The sequence below is a fragment of the Pseudomonas sp. AOB-7 genome (assembly GCF_003696305.1).
GTDB lineage: Bacteria > Pseudomonadota > Gammaproteobacteria > Pseudomonadales > Pseudomonadaceae > Aquipseudomonas.
Map to the genome: position 1 here is coordinate 568,508 of NZ_RFFK01000001.1, position 18,297 is coordinate 586,804.

Consider the following 18,297-nt stretch of genomic DNA (forward strand, 5'->3'; position numbering starts at 1 on the left):
GCCCAAGTGCGCAGCTGCGGATTTTTTAGCGTCATCTGTGTGAGTGCTTTCGTTACAGCAGAACACTAGGGATTGTGGTCAGGTATCAATGACCACCCCCCGCATACAAGGAAGCCCAGGAGCTGGTCAGCCACATGCGCCTTCGCACCAAAATGGTACTTCCCCTCCATGGGCGGCCTTTCCGCACATGGGGTTCGACAATGGAATGAGCACGGACTTTTTTGCCGTGCCTAAATAAACTAGAAACGTGGAGAATCTCATGCATACCGACACTTCTCGCGAGAACTCGCCGGCCAGCGTGCCGCAGGGCGCCGATTCCACCCCGGATCTGGCCGCCACCGCGCCCGGCCAGCTGCGCGTGATCAAACGTAACGGCACCGTCGTCCCCTACACCGACGACAAGATCACCGTGGCCATCACCAAGGCGTTCCTCGCAGTGGAAGGCGGCACCGCCGCCGCCTCGTCGCGTATCCATGACACCGTCGCGCGCCTGACCGAGCAGGTCACCGCCACCTTCAAGCGCCGCATGCCGTCCGGCGGCACCATCCATATCGAAGAGATCCAGGACCAGGTCGAACTGGCCCTGATGCGCGCCGGCGAGCAGAAGGTCGCCCGCGACTACGTGATCTACCGCGAAGCCCAGGCCGCCAAGCGCAAGAACGCCAGCGCCGGCGAAATCGCCCAGCCGCACCCGAGCATCCGCATCACCGCCGCCGACGGCAGCCTGCAGCCGCTGGACATGGGCCGCCTGCAGACCATCATCAGCGAAGCCTGCGAAGGCCTGGCCGAAGTCGACGGCGCACTGATCGAGCGCGAGACCCTGAAAAACCTCTACGACGGCGTCAATGAGAAGGACGTCAACACCGCCCTGGTGATGACCGCCCGTACCCTGGTCGAGCGCGAACCGAACTACAGCTACGTCACCGCCCGCCTGCTGATGGACAACATCCGCGCCGAAGGCCTGAGCTTCCTCGGCGTGGCCGCCAGCGCCACCCACCACGAAATGGCCGAGCTGTACGCCAAGGCGCTGCCCGCCTACGTGGAAAAGGGCGTGGAGTTCGAGCTGATCGACGCCAAGCTCAAGGGCTACGACCTGGCCAAGCTGGGCGCTGCGATCAACCACGAGCGCGACCAGCAGTTCACCTACCTGGGCCTGCAGACCCTGTACGACCGTTACTTCATCCACAAGGACGGCGTGCGTTTCGAGCTGCCGCAGATCTTCTTCATGCGCGTGGCCATGGGCCTGGCCATCGAAGAGCCGAAGAACCGCGAAGACCGCGCCATCGAGTTCTACAACCTGCTGTCCTCGTTCGACTACATGGCGTCCACCCCGACCCTGTTCAACGCCGGCACCCTGCGTCCGCAACTGTCGTCCTGCTACCTGACCACCGTGCCGGACGACCTGTCGGGCATCTACAGCGCCATCCACGACAACGCCATGCTGAGCAAATTCGCCGGCGGCCTGGGCAACGACTGGACCCCGGTGCGCGCGCTGGGCTCCTACATCAAGGGCACCAACGGCAAATCCCAGGGCGTCGTGCCCTTCCTCAAGGTGGTCAACGACACCGCCGTGGCGGTCAACCAGGGCGGCAAGCGCAAGGGCGCGGTGTGCGCCTACCTGGAAACCTGGCACATGGACATCGAGGAATTCCTCGAGCTGCGCAAGAACACCGGCGACGACCGCCGCCGCACCCACGACATGAACACCGCCAACTGGATTCCCGACCTGTTCATGAAGCGCGTGTTCGACGACGGCCCCTGGACCCTGTTCAGCCCGAGCGAAGTGCCGGACCTGCACGACCTGACCGGCAAGGCCTTCGAGGAGCGCTACGAGTACTACGAAGCCCTCTGCGAGTACGGCAAGATCAAGCTGTTCAAGACCATCGCCGCCAAGGACCTGTGGCGCAAGATGCTCTCGATGCTGTTCGAGACCGGCCACCCCTGGCTGACCTTCAAGGACCCGTGCAACCTGCGCAGCCCGCAGCAGCACGTGGGCGTGGTGCACAGCTCCAACCTGTGCACCGAGATCACCCTGAACACCAACAAGGACGAGATCGCCGTGTGCAACCTGGGTTCGGTGAACCTGGTCAACCACATCGTCGACGGCAAGCTGGACACCGCCAAGCTGGAGAAGACCGTCAAGACCGCTGTACGCATGCTCGATAACGTCATCGACATCAACTACTACAGCGTGCCGCAGGCGCAGAACTCCAACTTCAAGCACCGCCCGGTCGGCCTGGGCATCATGGGCTTCCAGGACGCGCTGTACCTGCAGCACATCCCCTACGGTTCCGATGCCGCCGTCGACTTCGCCGACAAGTCCATGGAAGCGGTCAGCTACTACGCCATCCAGGCCTCCTGCGACCTGGCCGACGAGCGCGGCGCCTACTCCACCTTCGAGGGTTCGCTGTGGAGCAAGGGCATCCTGCCGCTCGACTCGCAGCAGATCCTGATCGAGGCCCGCGGCCAGAAGTACATCGACGTCGACCTGACCGAGTCGCTGGACTGGGCGCCGGTGCGCGAGCGCGTGCAGAAAGGCATCCGCAACTCCAACATCATGGCCATCGCGCCGACCGCGACCATCGCCAACATCACCGGCGTGTCGCAGTCGATCGAGCCGACCTACCAGAACCTCTACGTGAAGTCGAACCTCTCCGGCGAGTTCACCGTGATCAACCCCTACCTGGTGCGCGACCTGAAGAACCGCGGCCTGTGGGACAGCGTCATGGTCAACGACCTGAAGTACTACGACGGCTCCGTGCAGCAGATCGAGCGCATCCCGCAGGACCTCAAGGACCTCTACGCCACCGCCTTCGAAGTGGAGACCAAGTGGATCGTCGACGCCGCCAGCCGCCGCCAGAAGTGGATCGACCAGGCCCAGTCGCTGAACCTGTACATCGCCGGCGCCAGCGGCAAGAAGCTGGACGTGACCTACCGCATGGCCTGGTACCGTGGCCTGAAGACCACCTACTACCTCCGTGCCCTGGCCGCCACCAGCACCGAGAAGTCCACCATCAACACCGGCAAGCTCAACGCGGTGTCCAGCGGTGGCGACAGCGGCCTTAGCGCCGCACCGGCCAAGGCCCCGGAGCAAGCCGCCCCGGCGCCGGCCCCGGTACCCAAGGCGTGCGCCATCGACGAGCCGGACTGCGAAGCTTGTCAGTGATGGCAGACGCGCGGATCTGAGCGGCGCGCGCGTTGTTGCCTGGCAGGTCGGCCCCCATCACGTACAGTCGTACGCTCAGGGGCTCCGACCTACCAGGCGCCTAGCGCTCACTCGCTCAGCTACGCGCTCGAAGGTCTGATAAAGCTCTATAGCGACATCCCCTCTCCCGCTTGCGGGAGAGGGTTAGGGAGAGGAAAAAGCTGTTCTATTGCGCCCTGTAGGAGCGGCTTCAGCCGCGCATCTCGCGGAACGACCCGCTGCTACAGCAACCAGAACAGCCCCTCCCCACCAATTCCCGCCCCTTCTCCCCACCGGGTCGAGGGGCACCGGCCAGAGCGGCAGGCCACCCGCCGCCGCCCTGACCAGCGGTACCCGTTTTGCCCTTGCGCGCTGTACGCAACGGAACATAATCAAAACATCTGTATATCCATACAGGCCGGCCTTTCACCGGCCCTCACGCAGGAGCCAAGCCATGCTGAGCTGGGATGAATTCGACAAGGAAGACGGCGCCGAAGCAGCCGCCGCAAGCAAGCACAACCCGCAGGTCGCGGACCTGAGCCTCGACAAGCTCGACCAGGCCGGCGACGCCGCCGCCCACGAAGCCCGCGCCGTCGCCGCCGACGACAGCGCCGCGGTCGCCCGCGCCAAGGCCGCGCTCGACCAGCTCGACATCCAGGAAGGCCTGGACGAACTGGAAGGCTCCGCCGCCCGCGTGCAGGTCGACCAGAAGCGCATGATCAACGCCCGCGCCGACCTCAACCAGCTGGTGCCCTTCAAGTACGACTGGGCCTGGCAGAAATACCTCGACGGCTGCGCCAACCACTGGATGCCGCAAGAGGTCAACATGAACGCCGACATCGCCCTGTGGAAGAGCGCCGACGGCCTCACCGAGGACGAGCGCCGCATCGTCATGCGCAACCTCGGCTTCTTCTCCACCGCCGACTCCCTGGTGGCCAACAACCTGGCCCTGGCCGTGTACCGCCTGATCACCAACCCCGAATGCCGCCAGTACATCCTGCGCCAGGCCTTCGAAGAGGCGATCCACACCCACGCCTACCAGTACTGCATCGAATCGCTCGGCATGGACGAAGGCGAGATCTTCAACATGTACCACGAGATCCCGAGCGTGGCGAAGAAGGCCAGCTGGGGCCTGAAGTACACCCGCGCCATCTCCGACCCGCAGTTCAACACCGGCACCGTGGAGACCGACAAGGAACTGCTGCGCAACCTGATCGCCTACTACTGCGTGCTGGAAGGCATCTTCTTCTACTGCGGCTTCACCCAGATCCTCTCCATGGGCCGCCGCAACAAGATGACCGGCGTCGCCGAGCAGTTCCAGTACATCCTGCGCGACGAGTCCATGCACCTGAACTTCGGCATCGACGTGATCAACCAGATCAAGATCGAGAACCCGCATCTGTGGGACGCGCAGATGAAGGACGAAGCGACCCAGATGATCCTGCAGGGCACCCAGCTGGAGATCGAATACGCCCGCGACACCATGCCGCGCGGCGTACTGGGCATGAACGCCGCGATGATGGAGGACTACCTCAAGTTCATCGCCAACCGCCGCCTGACCCAGATCGGCCTGAAGGAAGAATACCCGGGCACCACCAACCCCTTCCCGTGGATGAGCGAGATCATGGACCTGAAGAAGGAGAAGAACTTCTTCGAGACCCGCGTGATCGAGTATCAGACTGGTGGGGCGTTGAGCTGGGATTGAGTAACGAAGACGGGCCGATTGACCGCGAGCCTTGTACCTAGCATTTACTGAGGGAATAGCAAGTGAGTAGTAACGAAGCCAGGTTTCATCTTTCTATCCGTGACGGAATCTTTGAGATTACTGGTTCCGAAGGGTTCGTCTCCGAGCAAATCAATAGCTTCAAAGAAGCCATCTTGGACACTTTGACGAGGAGAACGGTTGACGCCCCCATCGTTGGGCATCAACCGTCGCCCCCGCGCCCCCAACTTCTGCTAGAGGCGCCAACAGAAGAAGAGCCTGCATCCGCGAATCCATCAGATACGTACAATCGGGTTCTTCATATGGAGGGCGATCAGGTCAGGGTGCTTAAACGGATCCCCGGCGGCACTCTTGCGAAAAAAACAGTTAATGCTGCACTGGTCTACCTTTGGGGAAAACGGTCTCTAGGCATTAACGAAGTCCCCATGCAAGAAATCAGACAGCTTTGCCAAGAACAAAGCTGTCTTGACGCTTCAAACTTCGCCGGAATCCTTAAAAACGCAAAGGAATTTATTCTTCTGGATGGGAAAAAAGGTTCCTCATCCAAAACATGCAAGCTGACTATTCCAGGTGTAGAAGAGGCTGGAAAACTGCTAGCACAGTTGAATGGCAAGTCCAACGAATAGGAACCTAGCCCTTGAAGCTAGAAGTTTTCGCCAATATCGCAAAACTACACGACAGAACTGAGCTTGAGAAAGCTGAATATCTCGCTTTCTACTTTTCGGAAAACAAGGATCAATCTGAGATTGAAGCAAAAGACCTTAGCGCAGTATTAACTGCGCTAGGCTTTGCCCGACCAAACTCAAGCCGTCTACTATCGAAGATTAGAAAATCACGGTCGTTTGTTAAAGGAGCTCAAGAAAACTCTTTTCGCCTAGCCCCTAAAAGACGAAGCGAAATAAAGCTTGAGATTCCAGACATAACAGACATCGAAGAAATTATTTCTGACGACTCGATCCTTCCAGAAATACTTTTCACGAACACCAAAAGACCTTACCTGATAAAAATTGCTCAACAAATAAACTCATGCTACGAAAACAATTTATTTGATGCCTGCTCCCTCATGATGAGGCGCCTGTTAGAAATACTACTAATTCATTGCTTCGAAGAAACTGGGCTAGGCGAACAAGCCAAAGACCAAGAAGGCAATTACAACAACCTGAAGACACTAATCAACAAAGCAACGTCAAGAAAAGAAATCGGTCTATCTCCCGAATCAAAGAAAGACATTGACTCCTATCGGGAGCTCGGCAACCTATCAGCGCACCGTATAACATATAACTGCCGAAAAAGCGACATCAAGAATGTTCGCATAATCTATCGAGCGCTAATTGAAGAACTTTTATACATAGCAAAACTAACACAACACCCGCTGTAGCACAGGAAAGAAAAAGGGAAATTTATTTTCTCCGCCACCCTCGCATACTTGTTTCGCCCTTACGGCGAGTCACTTGACTCGCTTCGCTCGTCCTTCGGGCCAGCCTTCGGCTGTTACTCCGCTGCGCTCCGTATCTCATGAATCGTTCCCACGCTCCGCGTGTGGGAGAAAGCGAGTAGCCCGGATAACCGCTGATGGTGGATGAAAAAAGCGTCATCCACCCTACGATCTGGACGCCCGAACACAGGATTGCGGTCCTGTAGGGTGGACAACGCAAAGCTTGTCCACCGTGATAACCAAACCACCTCCGGCAATAACTGTCGCATTCGGCTTTTGCTTTTCCATCCACAATCTCGCAGACGACGCCAAACGCCCCTTCAGGAGGCCGAGCGGAATCGTTGCGCAGGGGGTGAGCCGCATGGATGCGGCGAAAGGCGTAAAGGGATAGCCATCCCCCAAATGGCGGATGAAAAATCGCCCCCCCTTGCACTACCAAAGTCACCTCTAGGGAAGTTCTGGAAAGGCGATATACCGTCACTCCCGCGAAGGCGGGAGCCCAGTTACTCCGGAAGTTCTGGATTATTCCCCTTCGGGCCAGCGCAAGCGCTGTTCAGCGATAAAGCCGCTGTCCCGCCTGCGCGGCAATGACGACTATTTCGGAGCGTCCCTAACTCAGCAGCCTACAAGGTACACAACCCACCCGGCACCGCCATCACCCAATCCCTCACCGCCCGTATGGTCGGATCGTTCCTGCGGCTTTCCGGGTACACCAGAAAGAACGGCTTGCCCTCAATTTCCGGGCCGAAGGGCTGCACCAGGCGCCCTTCCCTCAGCTCGTCCTCGATCAGCTGGCGGCTCATCAGCGCCACGCCCTGGGCGCCGATGGCGGCCGAGACGGCGTGGGTCTCGTCGGAGAAGACCAGCCCGGCGTTGACGTCCAGCCCCGGCACCTGGGCCTGCTTCTGCCACAGGGCCCAGTCCAGCGGCGAGGAAACCGCGGCCTGGTTGCGAAAGTGGATCAGCGAATGCCTGGGCAGCTCGGCGGCATCGTGCAGGCCGAGCAGCGGGCTGCAGGTGGGGATGAAGCTGTTGTCGAACAGCTTCTCCGCCACCAGCCCCGGCCAGCGGCCGTCGCCGTAGCGGATGGCGATGTCCGCGGTGACGCCATCCAGCGCCACCGGCTCGTGCGAGGCGTGGATGCGCAGGTCGATGGTCGGGTGGGCCTCGCGCAGCAGGCAGACCCAGGACAGCAGCCAACGCATCGCCACCGCGGGCGTGGTGCTGAGGGTGATGGCCTGGCGACTGGGCACCGCGCTGAGCCGTTCGACCGTGGCGCTGATGCTGTCGAAGGCGGTTTCCAGCGTCTGCCGCAGCTCGCGGCCCTGGGCGGTCAGTTCGAGCTGCCTGGGCTTGCGCAGAAACAGCGCGACGCCGAGCGATTCCTCCAGTGCGCGGATCTGGTGGCTGATCGCCGTGGCGGTCACCGAGAGCTCTTCGGCGGCGCGCTTGGCGCTCTCGTGGCGCGCGGCCGCCTCGAAGGCCCGCAAGGCCGATAGCGAAGGTAACCAGCGCTGCGCCATACATGAACCCTTCTCATCCGTAACGGAAAATAATCGTCGTTTGTCGCCAATGCAGGCGCAACTTAGCCTGATTCTGCTGCGAAACACAGATGAGTTCAACTTCGTAAAGGAGACGCGACATGCCCCACATCCTGCACCTGGACGCCAGCGCCCGCCCCGGCCTCGCCGGCAAGGACCTGCACGGCTCGCACAGCCGCCACCTCAGCCAGCACTTCGTTGGCCAGTGGCGGGCCCGCCGCCCACAGGACAGCCTCACCTACCGCGACATCGGCCAGAACCCGCCACCTTTCATCGACCACGACTGGATCGCCGCCGCCTTCACCGCGGAGCCGCAGCGCGAGCCGTGGATGCGCGACACCCTGGCGGAGAGCGACCGGCTGATCGACGAGCTGATCGCCGCGGACGTGCTGGTGATCGGCGCGCCGCTGTACAACTTCAGCATGCCGGCCGCGCTCAAGGCCTGGATCGACCAGATAGTGCGCACCGACAGAACCGTGGCCTTCGACGCCAGCAAGCCGCTCGATCCCTATGTACCGCTGCTGTCCGACCGGCCGCGGCACGCCGTGATCCTCAGCGCCCGCGGCGGGGTCGGCTTCGACGCCGGCGGGGCGATGGCGCACATGAACCACCTGGAGTCGAGCCTGATCACCGCCCTCGGCTTTATCGGCATCACCCGCGTGCACCAGATCGCCATCGAGGGCCAGGAAGTGGGCGGCGAGCTGCTGGCCACCTCGGTGGCGCAGGCGCTGAGTCGGGTCGATGCGCTGGTGGTGGAACTGCAGCGGGAGTTGCAGACTGAGCGGGTCGCGGAACCGGCCTGAGACTCCAGACAACGGCGCCGGGCAACACTCGGCGCCGGCTCGAACAACGACGGGATTCTCACCCGCACACTCGGCGCAATCGGCCTAGGGAACCTTCTGCACCTTTGCTCCCCTAAGCCGCACGACTTAATCACTGCGGAGAAGCCCCACATGCATACCCTCACCCGCCTCTGCCTGCTCAGCGCTGCCGCTCTTTCCCTGACGGCCTGCTTCGACAAGGAACAGGAAGATGTCACCAACAAGCTGTGCATCTACAACACCGATCCGCAGGCCGAGCGCTGCAAGGCCGGGCAGATGGCCTGGTTCCGCCCGGACAACGACCAGCTGATCAGCGAGCAAGCGGCGCTCAGCGTTGCTGCCGCTTACTGCGACTTCAACCACGAGGTGATGCACAACCGCGCCGGGGTGGTCTGCGTGTTCACCGACAAACGCCTGGACAGCGTCAAATAGTTCGCAGGGTGGACAACGCGAAGCTTGTCCACCATGGTTCAAGCATCCCACCGCTCAAGGATGAGCCGCCATGCCCGACTACCGCCGCGCCCTCGCTCCCGGCGCCACCTACTTCTTCACCGTCAAACTGCGCGATCGCAGCAGCGATCTGCTGATTCGCGAAATCGACCTGTTGCGCGAGACGGTGCGCGCTACTCGGGCACGTCATCCCTTCCATATCGACGCCTGGGTGGTACTGCCCGAGCATATGCACTGCCTGTGGACGCTGCCACCCGACGATGCCGACTTTGCCCTGCGCTGGAAGGTGATCAAGTTCGCCTTCGCCAAACGCTTGCCGGCCACCGAACCCACCACTGCGACGCAGCGCAGACGGGGGGAACGTGGCATCTGGCAGCGGCGCTATTGGGAACATCTGATCCGCGACGAACGGGACTACCAGCGCCACTTCGATTACATCCACTACAACCCGCTGAAACACGGCCACGTCGAGCGCCTGGCGAACTGGCCCTATTCGAGCTTTCACCGGGCGGTGGCAATGGGGATTTACGACAGGGACTGGTGCGTAGGCCCCTCGCCTGAGGATCAGGGCTTTGGGGAATGAAGGGCTGTGGTGGAAAACGCCGCGCGGTTTTCCACTCTACATGACCAGGACGCCCGATTACCGCCGCCCCAATGGTGGATGAAAAGAGCGTCATCCACCCTACGCCAGGCTCGGCATGATCGTTCGTAGCGCGTGTTCAGCTCCCCCTCAAGTCCCTTGGTGTTACAGTCCAGCCGCCCTGGCCCGCGCCGCGTGCAGCTTCTTGTAGCTGTCGATCAGGCGCAGGTGCTTGTCGAGGCCTTCGAGCTGCATGCTGGTCGGGGTCAGGCCATAAAACCGCACGCTGCCATTGACCGAACCGATGGCCGCGTCCATCCGCTCGTGGCCGAACATGCGGCGGAAGTTGGGCTCAAAGTCGGCCATGTCCAGCTCGTCGTCCAGCTGCACTTCCAGCACCACGTTGAGCGCCTGGTAGAACAGGCCGCGCTCGACCGTGTTGTCGTTGTACTGGAGGAAGGCCTCGGTCAGCTCCTTGGCCTCGTCGAACTTGTTCAGCGCCAGGTAGATCAGCAGCTTGAGCTCGAGGATGGTCAGCTGGCCCCATACCGTGTTGTCGTCGAACTCGACGCCGATCAGGGTGGTGATGTCGGTGTAGTCGTCGACCTCGCACTGCTCCAGGCTCTTGAGCAGGCTCCTCAGGCGCATGTCGCTCAAGCTGTGCAGGTTGAGGATGTCGGAGCGGAACAGCAGCGCCTTGTTGGTGTTGTCCCAGATCAGGTCCTCGACCGGGTAGATTTCCGAGTAGCCCGGCACCAGGATGCGGCAGGCGTTGGCGCCGAGGTCGTCGTACACCGCCATATACACCTCCTTGCCCATGTCTTCGAGGATGCCGAACAGGGTCGCGGCCTCCTGGGCGTTGGAGTCCTCGCCGTGGCCGGAGAAGTCCCACTCGACGAACTCGTAGTCGGCCCTGGCGCTGAAGAAGCGCCAGGACACCACGCCGCTGGAGTCGATGAAGTGCTCGACGAAGTTGTTCGGCTCGGTCAGCGCCTGGCTCTCGAAGGTCGGCTGCGGCAGGTCGTTGAGGCCCTCGAAGCTGCGCCCCTGGAGCAGTTCGGTGAGGCTGCGCTCCAGCGCCACCTCGAAGCTCGGGTGCGCGCCGAAGGAGGCGAACACGCCGCCGGTGCGCGGGTTCATCAGGGTCACGCACATCACCGGGAATTCACCGCCGAGCGAGGCGTCCTTGACCAGCACGGGAAAGCCCTGCTCCTCCAGACCCTGGATGCCGGCGAGGATGGCCGGGTACTTGGCCAGCACCTGCTGTGGCACGTCCGGCAGGGCCAGCTCGTTCTCCAGGATCTCGCGCTTGACCGCGCGCTCGAAGATTTCCGACAGGCACTGCACCTGCGCCTCGACCAAAGTGTTGCCGGCGCTCATGCCGTTACTGAGGTACAGGTTCTCGATCAGGTTGCTGGGGAAGTACACCGTCTCGCCGTCGGACTGGCGCACGAAGGGCAGCGAGCAGATGCCGCGCGCCTTGTTGCCGGAGTTGGTGTCGTACAGGTGCGAGCCGCGCAGCTCGCCGTCCGGGTTGTAGATGGCCAGGCAATGCTCGTCGAGGATCTCTTCCGGCAGCGCGTCCTTCGGCCCCGGCTTGAACCAGCGCTCGTTGGGGTAGTGCACGAAGGGCGCGTTGGCGATTTCCTCGCCCCAGAACTGGTCGTTGTAGAAGAAGTTGCAGTTCAGCCGCTCGATGAACTCGCCCAGCGCCGAGGCCAGCGCGCTCTCCTTGCTGGCGCCCTTGCCGTTGGTGAAGCACAGCGGCGACTGGGCGTCGCGGATATGCAGCGACCAGACGTTGGGGACGATGTTGCGCCAGGAGGCGATCTCGATCTTCATCCCCAGTTCGGCGAGGATGCCCGACATATTGGCGATGGTCTGCTCCAGCGGCAGGTCCTTGCCGAGGATGCGCGTGCCCGGGCCTGCGGTCAGCGCCGGCATCAGCAGGGCCTGGGCATCGGCGTCCGGGTTGGCCACCTCCTCGATGACGAACTCGGGGCCGGCCTGCACCACCTTCTTCACCGTGCAGCGGTCGATGGAACGCAGGATGCCCAGGCGATCCTTCTCGGAGATGTCCGCCGGCAGCTCGACCTGGATCTTGAAGATCTGCTGGTAGCGGTTTTCCGGGTCGACGATGTTGTTCTGCGACAGGCGGATATTGTCGGTGGGGATGTCGCGGGTCTGGCAGTAGAGCTTGACGAAATAGGCCGCGCACAGCGCCGAGGAGGCCAGGAAATAGTCGAACGGCCCCGGCGCCGAGCCATCGCCCTTGTAGCGGATGGGCTGGTCGGCAATCACCGTAAAGTCATCGAACTTGGCTTCGAGACGGAGGTTGTCGAGAAAGTTGACCTTGATTTCCATGCGGGGTACCAGACAGCAGCGAGACGAAATGGCCGCCATTATCCGGCTTTTGCGCGGGAAGTCTCGTCTTGCCGCCGCGCGGGGATCGGCGCAGTGGGCACGCCGGTGGAAAACGCTGCGCGGCCTCAGCGCTTGACGCAGGCGAACAGCGCATTGCCGGAGGCGCCGTCCCAGGGCAGCAGCTTCTGGTAGTCGTGCTCCAGCACCTGCACCTCAAAGTACGGCGCCAGCAGCGCCTGCAGCTCGGCGAAGCTCACCGCCACCATGGGGTGTTCGTCGTGCCAGACCTGGGTCGCGTCAGCCACCGTTCGTTCGATACGCAACCTCAGCGTCTGCCGCTCGCCCTCGCCCTGGTAGTGCCAGCCGGAGCCGAAGCGCAGTTGGCCGTCGGCATGCTCGGCGCTGTGGCAGACGAACGAGGCGTTGTCGATCTTGTGCTTGTCCACCGCGTTGAAGCAGAACAGCCCGCCGACGGCCAGGGCGCCATGCACGCTGGCGATGCAGGCCTGCAGCCGCTCGATGCTGGCGCTGTAGTGGATGGAGTAGAGAAAGCAGGTGATCAGGTCCAGCGGCTCGTCCGCGCTGAAGCCGCACATGTCCTGCCGGGCAAAGCGTGCCTCCGGGCAGCGCAGGGCGGCTCTATCGAGCATCGGCTGATTGATGTCGAGGCCGCCGCTCGCATAGCCGGCGTCGAGAAAATGCCGCACATGCGGGCCGGTGCCGCAGGCCAGGTCGAGGTGGCGCGTGCCGCCGTTGCCGAACAGCTGCTGCAGGCGATGCACGCAGTGGCTCTGCGCCTGGTAGTCGATATCGGCGCAGAGCAGATCGTAGTAACCCGACAGGTCGGTATAGAGGGCGTTGCCGGACATGCTGACCTGGGGTGGGACCGGGTGATTCGAGGGCGCGCATCATAGCCCAAGCCGGCCACCGGAAGCACCGGCAGGGCGGCGAGCGGTAGCGCTGGCTGCAAGCCCGAGCGCTACAGGGCCGCGGTGGGCCGACCGGCGTCGCGCCAGCCGGCGAAGCCGTCGATCAGGTAGCGGGCATCGAGCCCCATCGCTTCGAGGGTGGCGGCGATGCCCTGGCTGATTTCGCGGCCATGGGCGCAATAGAGCACCACCGGCCTATCCCGCGGCACCGAATCCTTCCAGGCGAGCAGCGTCTCGGGCGCATGCCAGTGCGCGCCGGGGATGGCGGCCGCATCCGTCAGCCGTGCCGCCTCGCGGCGCACATCCAGCAGGGTGAAACTGCGCCCCGCCGCTTGCCACTCGAGCAATTCGCAACTGCTGATCCGGCCCATGCCACACCTCCGAGTTGGCTGACAGATGCACCGCCTGCGGCGCTGCGCGGTCTAGAACCCCCTGGCCAGCACGATATCGAATGTCCCGCGCCGGCCCTGGCCATCCGCCCCCAGGGCGATGACGTTGTCCGGGTGCTGGCTGGCCCAGGGGTCCTCGGCGATATGGGGGTCGCCGGCGAAGTACAGTTGCAGGGTCACCGGCACGTGCAGCGCCTCCATCACCCGGAAGTGGATATGCGCCGGCCGGGTGATCCCGCCGTACTGCTCCAGCCCCGGCAGGTTCGGCGGCACCGGGTAGCGCCCGGGCATCACCGTCTCGATGCGGTAGCGCCCCTGGGCGTCGGTGTAGAGCATGCCGCGCAGATGAAAGCGGCCCTTGTCGGTGTAGTTGCCCGGGGTCTGGGTGTCGTACAGGCCGGCGCCGTTGGCCTGCCAGACTTCGATCAGGGCGTTGGCGATCGGCGTGCGGCAGTCCGCGCTGAGCACCGTGCCGCTGACCACCAGCCGTTCGCCCGCCTCTTCCGGCCCGGCCAGCTGCGCCAGAAATGGCGCGCCGAAGCGGTAATAGGGGCCGAGGATATCGCCGGTCGTGGGCCGACAGAGCTGCTGCGCCAGGGCCGGCGCGGCCAGCAGGCCACCGCCGAGCACGGCGCCGCCATAGAGAAAGTGACGCCGTGTGAGGCCGGCGCCAGGCCTTTGCCGTTTATCCACCGCCGCCTCCTGGCCGGGAGCGCCCCGGCATGCCGAGCACGGCAGCCCGAGCCCGAATGCAGTCAGTCTAGCTCGCCGTCCGCGACGTGACGCTGGCACCGAGCGCCGCTTGTCCAGGCGAGATCCGCCGGCGACGGGGCCGAGGATGCCTTGTCAGGCCGACGCCAGGGATGTGCCGCCGACCATTGCCGGCATCGATAGTTACCATCAGGTCAATGAAGTTCTCTTAAAAATTCACCTGCGTACCATCTGCTCCATACCCAAGCAGCAACCACCCCGGAGCACACCACCATGAAACGCCAACTCATCCTCAGCTTCGCTTTCTCCGTACTGGCAGCCAACGTATTCGCCGCTTCTTCCGCCCAACCTGTTGTCGCCGAGGGCGGTGCCGACCGCCTGATCGAAAGCCGCATCGCCGAAGGTGGCTCGGATCGCCTGATCGAGAACCGCGTCGCCGAGGGTGGCTCGGATCGCCTGATCGAGAACCGCGTCGCCGAAGGTGGCTCGGATCGCCTGATCGAGAACCGCGTCGCCGAAGGTGGCTCGGATCGCCTGATCGAGAACCGCGTCGCCGAAGGTGGCTCGGACCGCCTGATCGAGAACCGCGTCGCCGAAGGTGGCTCGGACCGCCTGATCGAGAACCGCGTCGCCGAAGGTGGCTCGGACCGCCTGATCGAGAACCGCGTCGCCGAAGGTGGCTCGGACCGCCTGATCGAGAACCGCGTCGCCGAAGGTGGCTCGGACCGCCTGATCGAGAACCGCGTCGCCGAAGGTGGCTCGGACCGCCTGATCGAGAACCGCGTCGCCGAAGGTGGCTCGGACCGCCTGATCGAGAACCGCGTCGCCGAAGGTGGCTCGGACCGCCTGATCGAGAACCGCGTCGCCGAAGGTGGCTCGGACCGCCTGATCGAGAACCGCGTCGCCGAAGGTGGCTCGGACCGCCTGATCGAGAACCGCGTCGCCGAAGGTGGCTCGGACCGCCTGATCGAGAACCGCGTCGCCGAAGGTGGCTCGGACCGCCTGATCGAGAACCGCGTCGCCGAAGGTGGCTCGGACCGCCTGATCGAGAACCGCGTCGCCGAAGGTGGCTCGGACCGCCTGATCGAGAACCGCGTCGCCGAAGGTGGTTCGGATCGCCTGATCGAGAACCGCGTCGCCGAAGGTGGTTCGGATCGCCTGATCGAGCGCCGCGTGGCCTGATCCAGCGCCCCTGATGATCGAGACCAGCGCATGACGACAACGCCACTGCAGCCAGAAAAAGACCGGCCCAATCAGCCGGTCTTTTTTTATCCGCCGCCGGCCGGCGGCCACGCTCACGAGGCGCGCCAGGCCGCACGAGGCGCCCATTGCACTGCGCGGCGGAAAACCCTGTGCGATTGACCAGCCGTCTTGCCAAGCTCCGGAACTTCGCCTATCCAGAAGGGTCTGTGCTGCGCCGCCGCCCCGGCGGTTTTCCCTCAACGGACGGCCCACAAGGCCTGTGAAGCAAGGACTCTTATGAACGCGAACCCACTGCCGCTGATCGCCCTCCTCGCCTGCGCCCTGCCGCTGGCCGCCTGCGCCGCCACGCCCGAGGCACTCAAGCCCTACCCGGCCGCCGCCGACGGCTACGCCCGCCATGTCATCGAGCTGCCGGCGCAGGCCAACGAGGCCGAGCACAAGGTGGAACTGATCGCCGGCAAGACCCTGGAGGTGGACTGCAACCAGCAGCGCCTCGGCGGCCAGTGGCAGGAGAAGACGGTCGAAGGCTGGGGCTACAACTACTACCAGTTGGGCCAGGTCGGCCCGGCGGTCAGCACCCTGATGGCCTGCCCCGACGGCAGCCGCAAGCCGGCCTTCGTCCAGGTCGGTGGCGAGCCCATGCTGGTGCGCTACAACAGCAAGCTGCCGCTGGTGATCTACGCCCCGGCAGATGTCGAGGTGCGCTACCGCGTCTGGTCGGCCGCAGCCGCTACCAGCCCCGCTCCGCGCCAGTAAGGCCCCAGGTTTCAGAGCCCGTCGCCACGGCGGGCTCCACCACCCGGCAGCTCGGCGTGCCCTGCGCCCGGCAGGCGGCTACAATGCGCGCCTTGCCCGTGCCGCCGGATAAAAGAAAACGCCATGTCCCTGCCCAAACACCACCTGGAACTGCTCAGCCCTGCCCGCGATGTGGCCATCGCCCGCGAGGCCATCCTGCATGGCGCCGACGCCATCTACATCGGCGGGCCGAGCTTCGGCGCGCGGCACAACGCCTGCAACGAGGTGAGCGAGATCGCCGAGCTGGTGGAATTCGCCCGCCGCTACCACGCGCGGGTGTTCACCACGCTCAACACCATCCTCCACGACGACGAGCTGGAGCCGGCGCGCAAGCTGATCCACCAGCTCTACGACGCCGGTGTGGATGCGCTGATCGTGCAGGATATGGGGGTGATGGAGCTGGATATTCCGCCGATCGAGCTGCATGCCAGCACCCAGACCGATATCCGCACTCTGGAGCGGGCCAAGTTCCTCGATCAGGCCGGCTTCTCCCAGCTGGTGCTGGCGCGCGAGCTGAACCTGCAGGAAATCCGCACTATTGCCGAGGCCACCGACGCGGCCATCGAGTTCTTCATCCACGGCGCGCTGTGCGTGGCCTTCTCCGGCCAGTGCAACATCTCCCACGCGCAGACCGGGCGCAGCGCCAACCGTGGCGACTGCTCGCAGGCCTGCCGCCTGCCCTACACCCTCAAGGATGAAAAAGGCGGGGTTATCGCCTACGAGAAGCACCTGCTGTCGATGAAGGACAACAACCAGAGCGCCAACCTGCGCGCCCTGGTCGAGGCCGGCGTGCGCTCGTTCAAGATCGAGGGGCGCTACAAGGACATGGGCTACGTGAAGAACATCACCGCCCATTACCGCAAGGAGCTCGACGCCATCCTCGAGGATCGCCCGGACCTGGCCCGCGCCTCCAGCGGCCGCACCGCGCACTTCTTCCTGCCCGATCCGGACAAGACCTTCCACCGCGGCAGCACCGACTATTTCGTCACCGAGCGCAAGGTGGACATCGGCGCCTTCGACTCGCCGACCTTTACCGGGCTCTCCGTTGGTCATGTCGAGAAGGTGGGCAAGCGCGACCTGATCGCCGTCACCCATGAGCCACTGTCCAACGGCGACGGCCTCAACGTGCTGGTTAAGCGCGAGGTGGTGGGTTTTCGCGCCAATATCGCCGAACTAAAAGGCGAGTTCGAGGAAGAAGGCGAGAAGCGCTACCGCTACCGCGTCGAGCCCAACGAGATGCCCGAGGGGCTTTTCCGCCTGCGCCCGAATCATCCGTTGTCGCGCAACCTCGACCACAACTGGCAGCAGGCGCTGCAACGTACCAGCGCCGAACGCCGTATCGGCGTCAGCTGGCAGGCCGAGCTGCGCGAGCAGCAGTTGAAACTGACCGCCACCAGCGAGGAAGGCGTCAGCGTCGAGGTCGCCCTGCCCGGCCCCTTCGGCCCGGCCAACAAGCCGGAGCAGGCGCTGGACGGCCTGCGCGACCTGCTCACCCAGCTCGGCACCACCATCTACCATGCCCAGGGCGTGACCCTGGACGCGCCGCAGGCCTTCTTCGTGCCCAACTCGCAGCTCAAGGCGCTGCGCCGCGAGGCCATCGAGGCGCTGACCGCGGCGCGCGTCGCCGCCCATCCGCGCGGCAGTCGCAAGGCCGAAGCCATTCCTGCGCCGGTCTATCCGGAGGCGCATTTGAGCTTCCTCTACAACGTCTACAACCAGAAGGCCCGCGACTTCTACCATCGTCACGGCGTGCAGCTGATCGACGCGGCCTACGAGGCCCACGAGGAGCCCGGCGAGGTGCCGGTGATGATCACCAAGCACTGCCTGCGCTTCTCCTTCAACCTGTGCCCCAAGCAGGCCAAGGGCGTCACCGGCGTGAAAACCCGCGTCGCGCCGATGCAGCTGATCCACGGCGATGAGGTGCTGACCCTGAAGTTCGACTGCAAGCCGTGCGAGATGCACGTGGTCGGCAAGATGAAGGGGCATATCCTCGGCCTGCCGCAGCCTGGCAGCGCCGCCACCCAGGTGGTCGGCCAGATCAGCCCGGACGACCTGCTCAAGACCATCCGCCAAAAGCCGGGCTATAGCCACTGAGCCCGGCCTCGCCTGTTCCCCGATAACCCCGATGCAATCCGGGGGGAATGCGCCTGTATGTCCCGGATTGCCTCCGGG

Annotated in this window: 15 protein-coding genes; 10 read left to right on the plus strand and 5 right to left on the minus strand. The window is 63.7% G+C overall.

Features of this window, described 5'->3' with window-relative positions; all coding sequences use genetic code 11:
- Window positions 1-259: 259 nt before the first annotated feature.
- The 4 genes from EA796_RS02700 (at window position 260) to EA796_RS02710 (ending at window position 6,285) form a co-directional block, all read left to right on the plus strand.
- Entirely contained in the window at window positions 260-3,166 is a 2,907-nt protein-coding gene (locus tag EA796_RS02700; protein WP_122107434.1) for a ribonucleoside-diphosphate reductase subunit alpha, read from the plus strand.
- 472 nt (window positions 3,167-3,638) lie between these two features.
- Window positions 3,639-4,889 (plus strand): ribonucleotide-diphosphate reductase subunit beta, encoded by a 1,251-nt coding sequence (locus EA796_RS02705; protein ID WP_122107435.1) that lies wholly within the window; start codon window positions 3,639-3,641, stop codon window positions 4,887-4,889.
- A 62-nt stretch (window positions 4,890-4,951) separates the two neighbouring features.
- Window positions 4,952-5,533, plus strand: coding sequence for a hypothetical protein (locus EA796_RS23025; RefSeq protein WP_147459025.1), 582 nt, complete (start codon window positions 4,952-4,954; stop codon window positions 5,531-5,533).
- Between the two features lie 11 nt (window positions 5,534-5,544).
- A complete protein-coding gene (locus EA796_RS02710; protein WP_122107436.1) occupies window positions 5,545-6,285 on the plus strand; it encodes a DUF4145 domain-containing protein in 741 nt (246 codons plus the stop codon).
- A gap of 680 nt (window positions 6,286-6,965) precedes the next feature.
- Here the strand turns inward: EA796_RS02710 and EA796_RS02715 are convergent.
- Complete coding sequence (locus EA796_RS02715; RefSeq protein WP_122107437.1) at window positions 6,966-7,865, minus strand: LysR substrate-binding domain-containing protein; 900 nt, start codon at window positions 7,863-7,865, stop codon at window positions 6,966-6,968.
- A 119-nt stretch (window positions 7,866-7,984) separates the two neighbouring features.
- Between EA796_RS02715 and EA796_RS02720 the strand changes: the two genes are divergently transcribed.
- The 3 genes from EA796_RS02720 to EA796_RS02730 all read left to right on the plus strand — a co-directional run bounded on the left by EA796_RS02720 (window position 7,985) and on the right by EA796_RS02730 (window position 9,737).
- Window positions 7,985-8,686 (plus strand): FMN-dependent NADH-azoreductase, encoded by a 702-nt coding sequence (locus tag EA796_RS02720; protein ID WP_122107438.1) that lies wholly within the window; start codon window positions 7,985-7,987, stop codon window positions 8,684-8,686.
- A gap of 150 nt (window positions 8,687-8,836) precedes the next feature.
- The gene (locus tag EA796_RS02725) at window positions 8,837-9,136 is read left to right on the plus strand and encodes a hypothetical protein (RefSeq protein WP_122107439.1); all 300 of its coding nucleotides are present in this window, start codon (window positions 8,837-8,839) and stop codon (window positions 9,134-9,136) included.
- A gap of 70 nt (window positions 9,137-9,206) precedes the next feature.
- A complete protein-coding gene (locus EA796_RS02730) occupies window positions 9,207-9,737 on the plus strand; it encodes a transposase (RefSeq protein ID WP_122107440.1) in 531 nt (176 codons plus the stop codon).
- A 162-nt stretch (window positions 9,738-9,899) separates the two neighbouring features.
- On the opposite strand, the gene EA796_RS02735 is transcribed toward EA796_RS02730, so the two are convergent.
- From EA796_RS02735 to EA796_RS02750, 4 genes are all read right to left on the minus strand, one after another.
- Window positions 9,900-12,098, minus strand: a complete 2,199-nt coding sequence (locus EA796_RS02735) for an OsmC domain/YcaO domain-containing protein (RefSeq protein ID WP_122107441.1) — start codon at window positions 12,096-12,098, stop codon at window positions 9,900-9,902.
- Window positions 12,099-12,223: 125 nt separating this feature from the next.
- Window positions 12,224-12,967, minus strand: a complete 744-nt coding sequence (locus tag EA796_RS02740) for a class I SAM-dependent methyltransferase (RefSeq protein WP_122107442.1) — start codon at window positions 12,965-12,967, stop codon at window positions 12,224-12,226.
- Between the two features lie 110 nt (window positions 12,968-13,077).
- Entirely contained in the window at window positions 13,078-13,398 is a 321-nt protein-coding gene (locus EA796_RS02745) for a rhodanese-like domain-containing protein (RefSeq protein WP_021446310.1), read from the minus strand.
- A 51-nt stretch (window positions 13,399-13,449) separates the two neighbouring features.
- Complete coding sequence (locus EA796_RS02750) at window positions 13,450-14,109, minus strand: twin-arginine translocation signal domain-containing protein (RefSeq protein WP_122107443.1); 660 nt, start codon at window positions 14,107-14,109, stop codon at window positions 13,450-13,452.
- A gap of 786 nt (window positions 14,110-14,895) precedes the next feature.
- On the opposite strand from EA796_RS02750, the gene EA796_RS23540 reads away from it, so the two are divergent.
- The 3 genes from EA796_RS23540 (at window position 14,896) to EA796_RS02765 (ending at window position 18,219) form a co-directional block, all read left to right on the plus strand.
- On the plus strand, window positions 14,896-15,309 hold the full coding sequence (locus tag EA796_RS23540; protein ID WP_371921452.1) for a phage infection protein: 414 nt from the start codon (window positions 14,896-14,898) through the stop codon (window positions 15,307-15,309).
- 297 nt (window positions 15,310-15,606) lie between these two features.
- A complete protein-coding gene (gene eco / locus EA796_RS02760; RefSeq protein WP_122107444.1) occupies window positions 15,607-16,086 on the plus strand; it encodes a serine protease inhibitor ecotin in 480 nt (159 codons plus the stop codon).
- Window positions 16,087-16,209: 123 nt separating this feature from the next.
- Window positions 16,210-18,219, plus strand: coding sequence for a U32 family peptidase (locus tag EA796_RS02765; protein WP_122107445.1), 2,010 nt, complete (start codon window positions 16,210-16,212; stop codon window positions 18,217-18,219).
- Window positions 18,220-18,297: the final 78 nt, after the last annotated feature.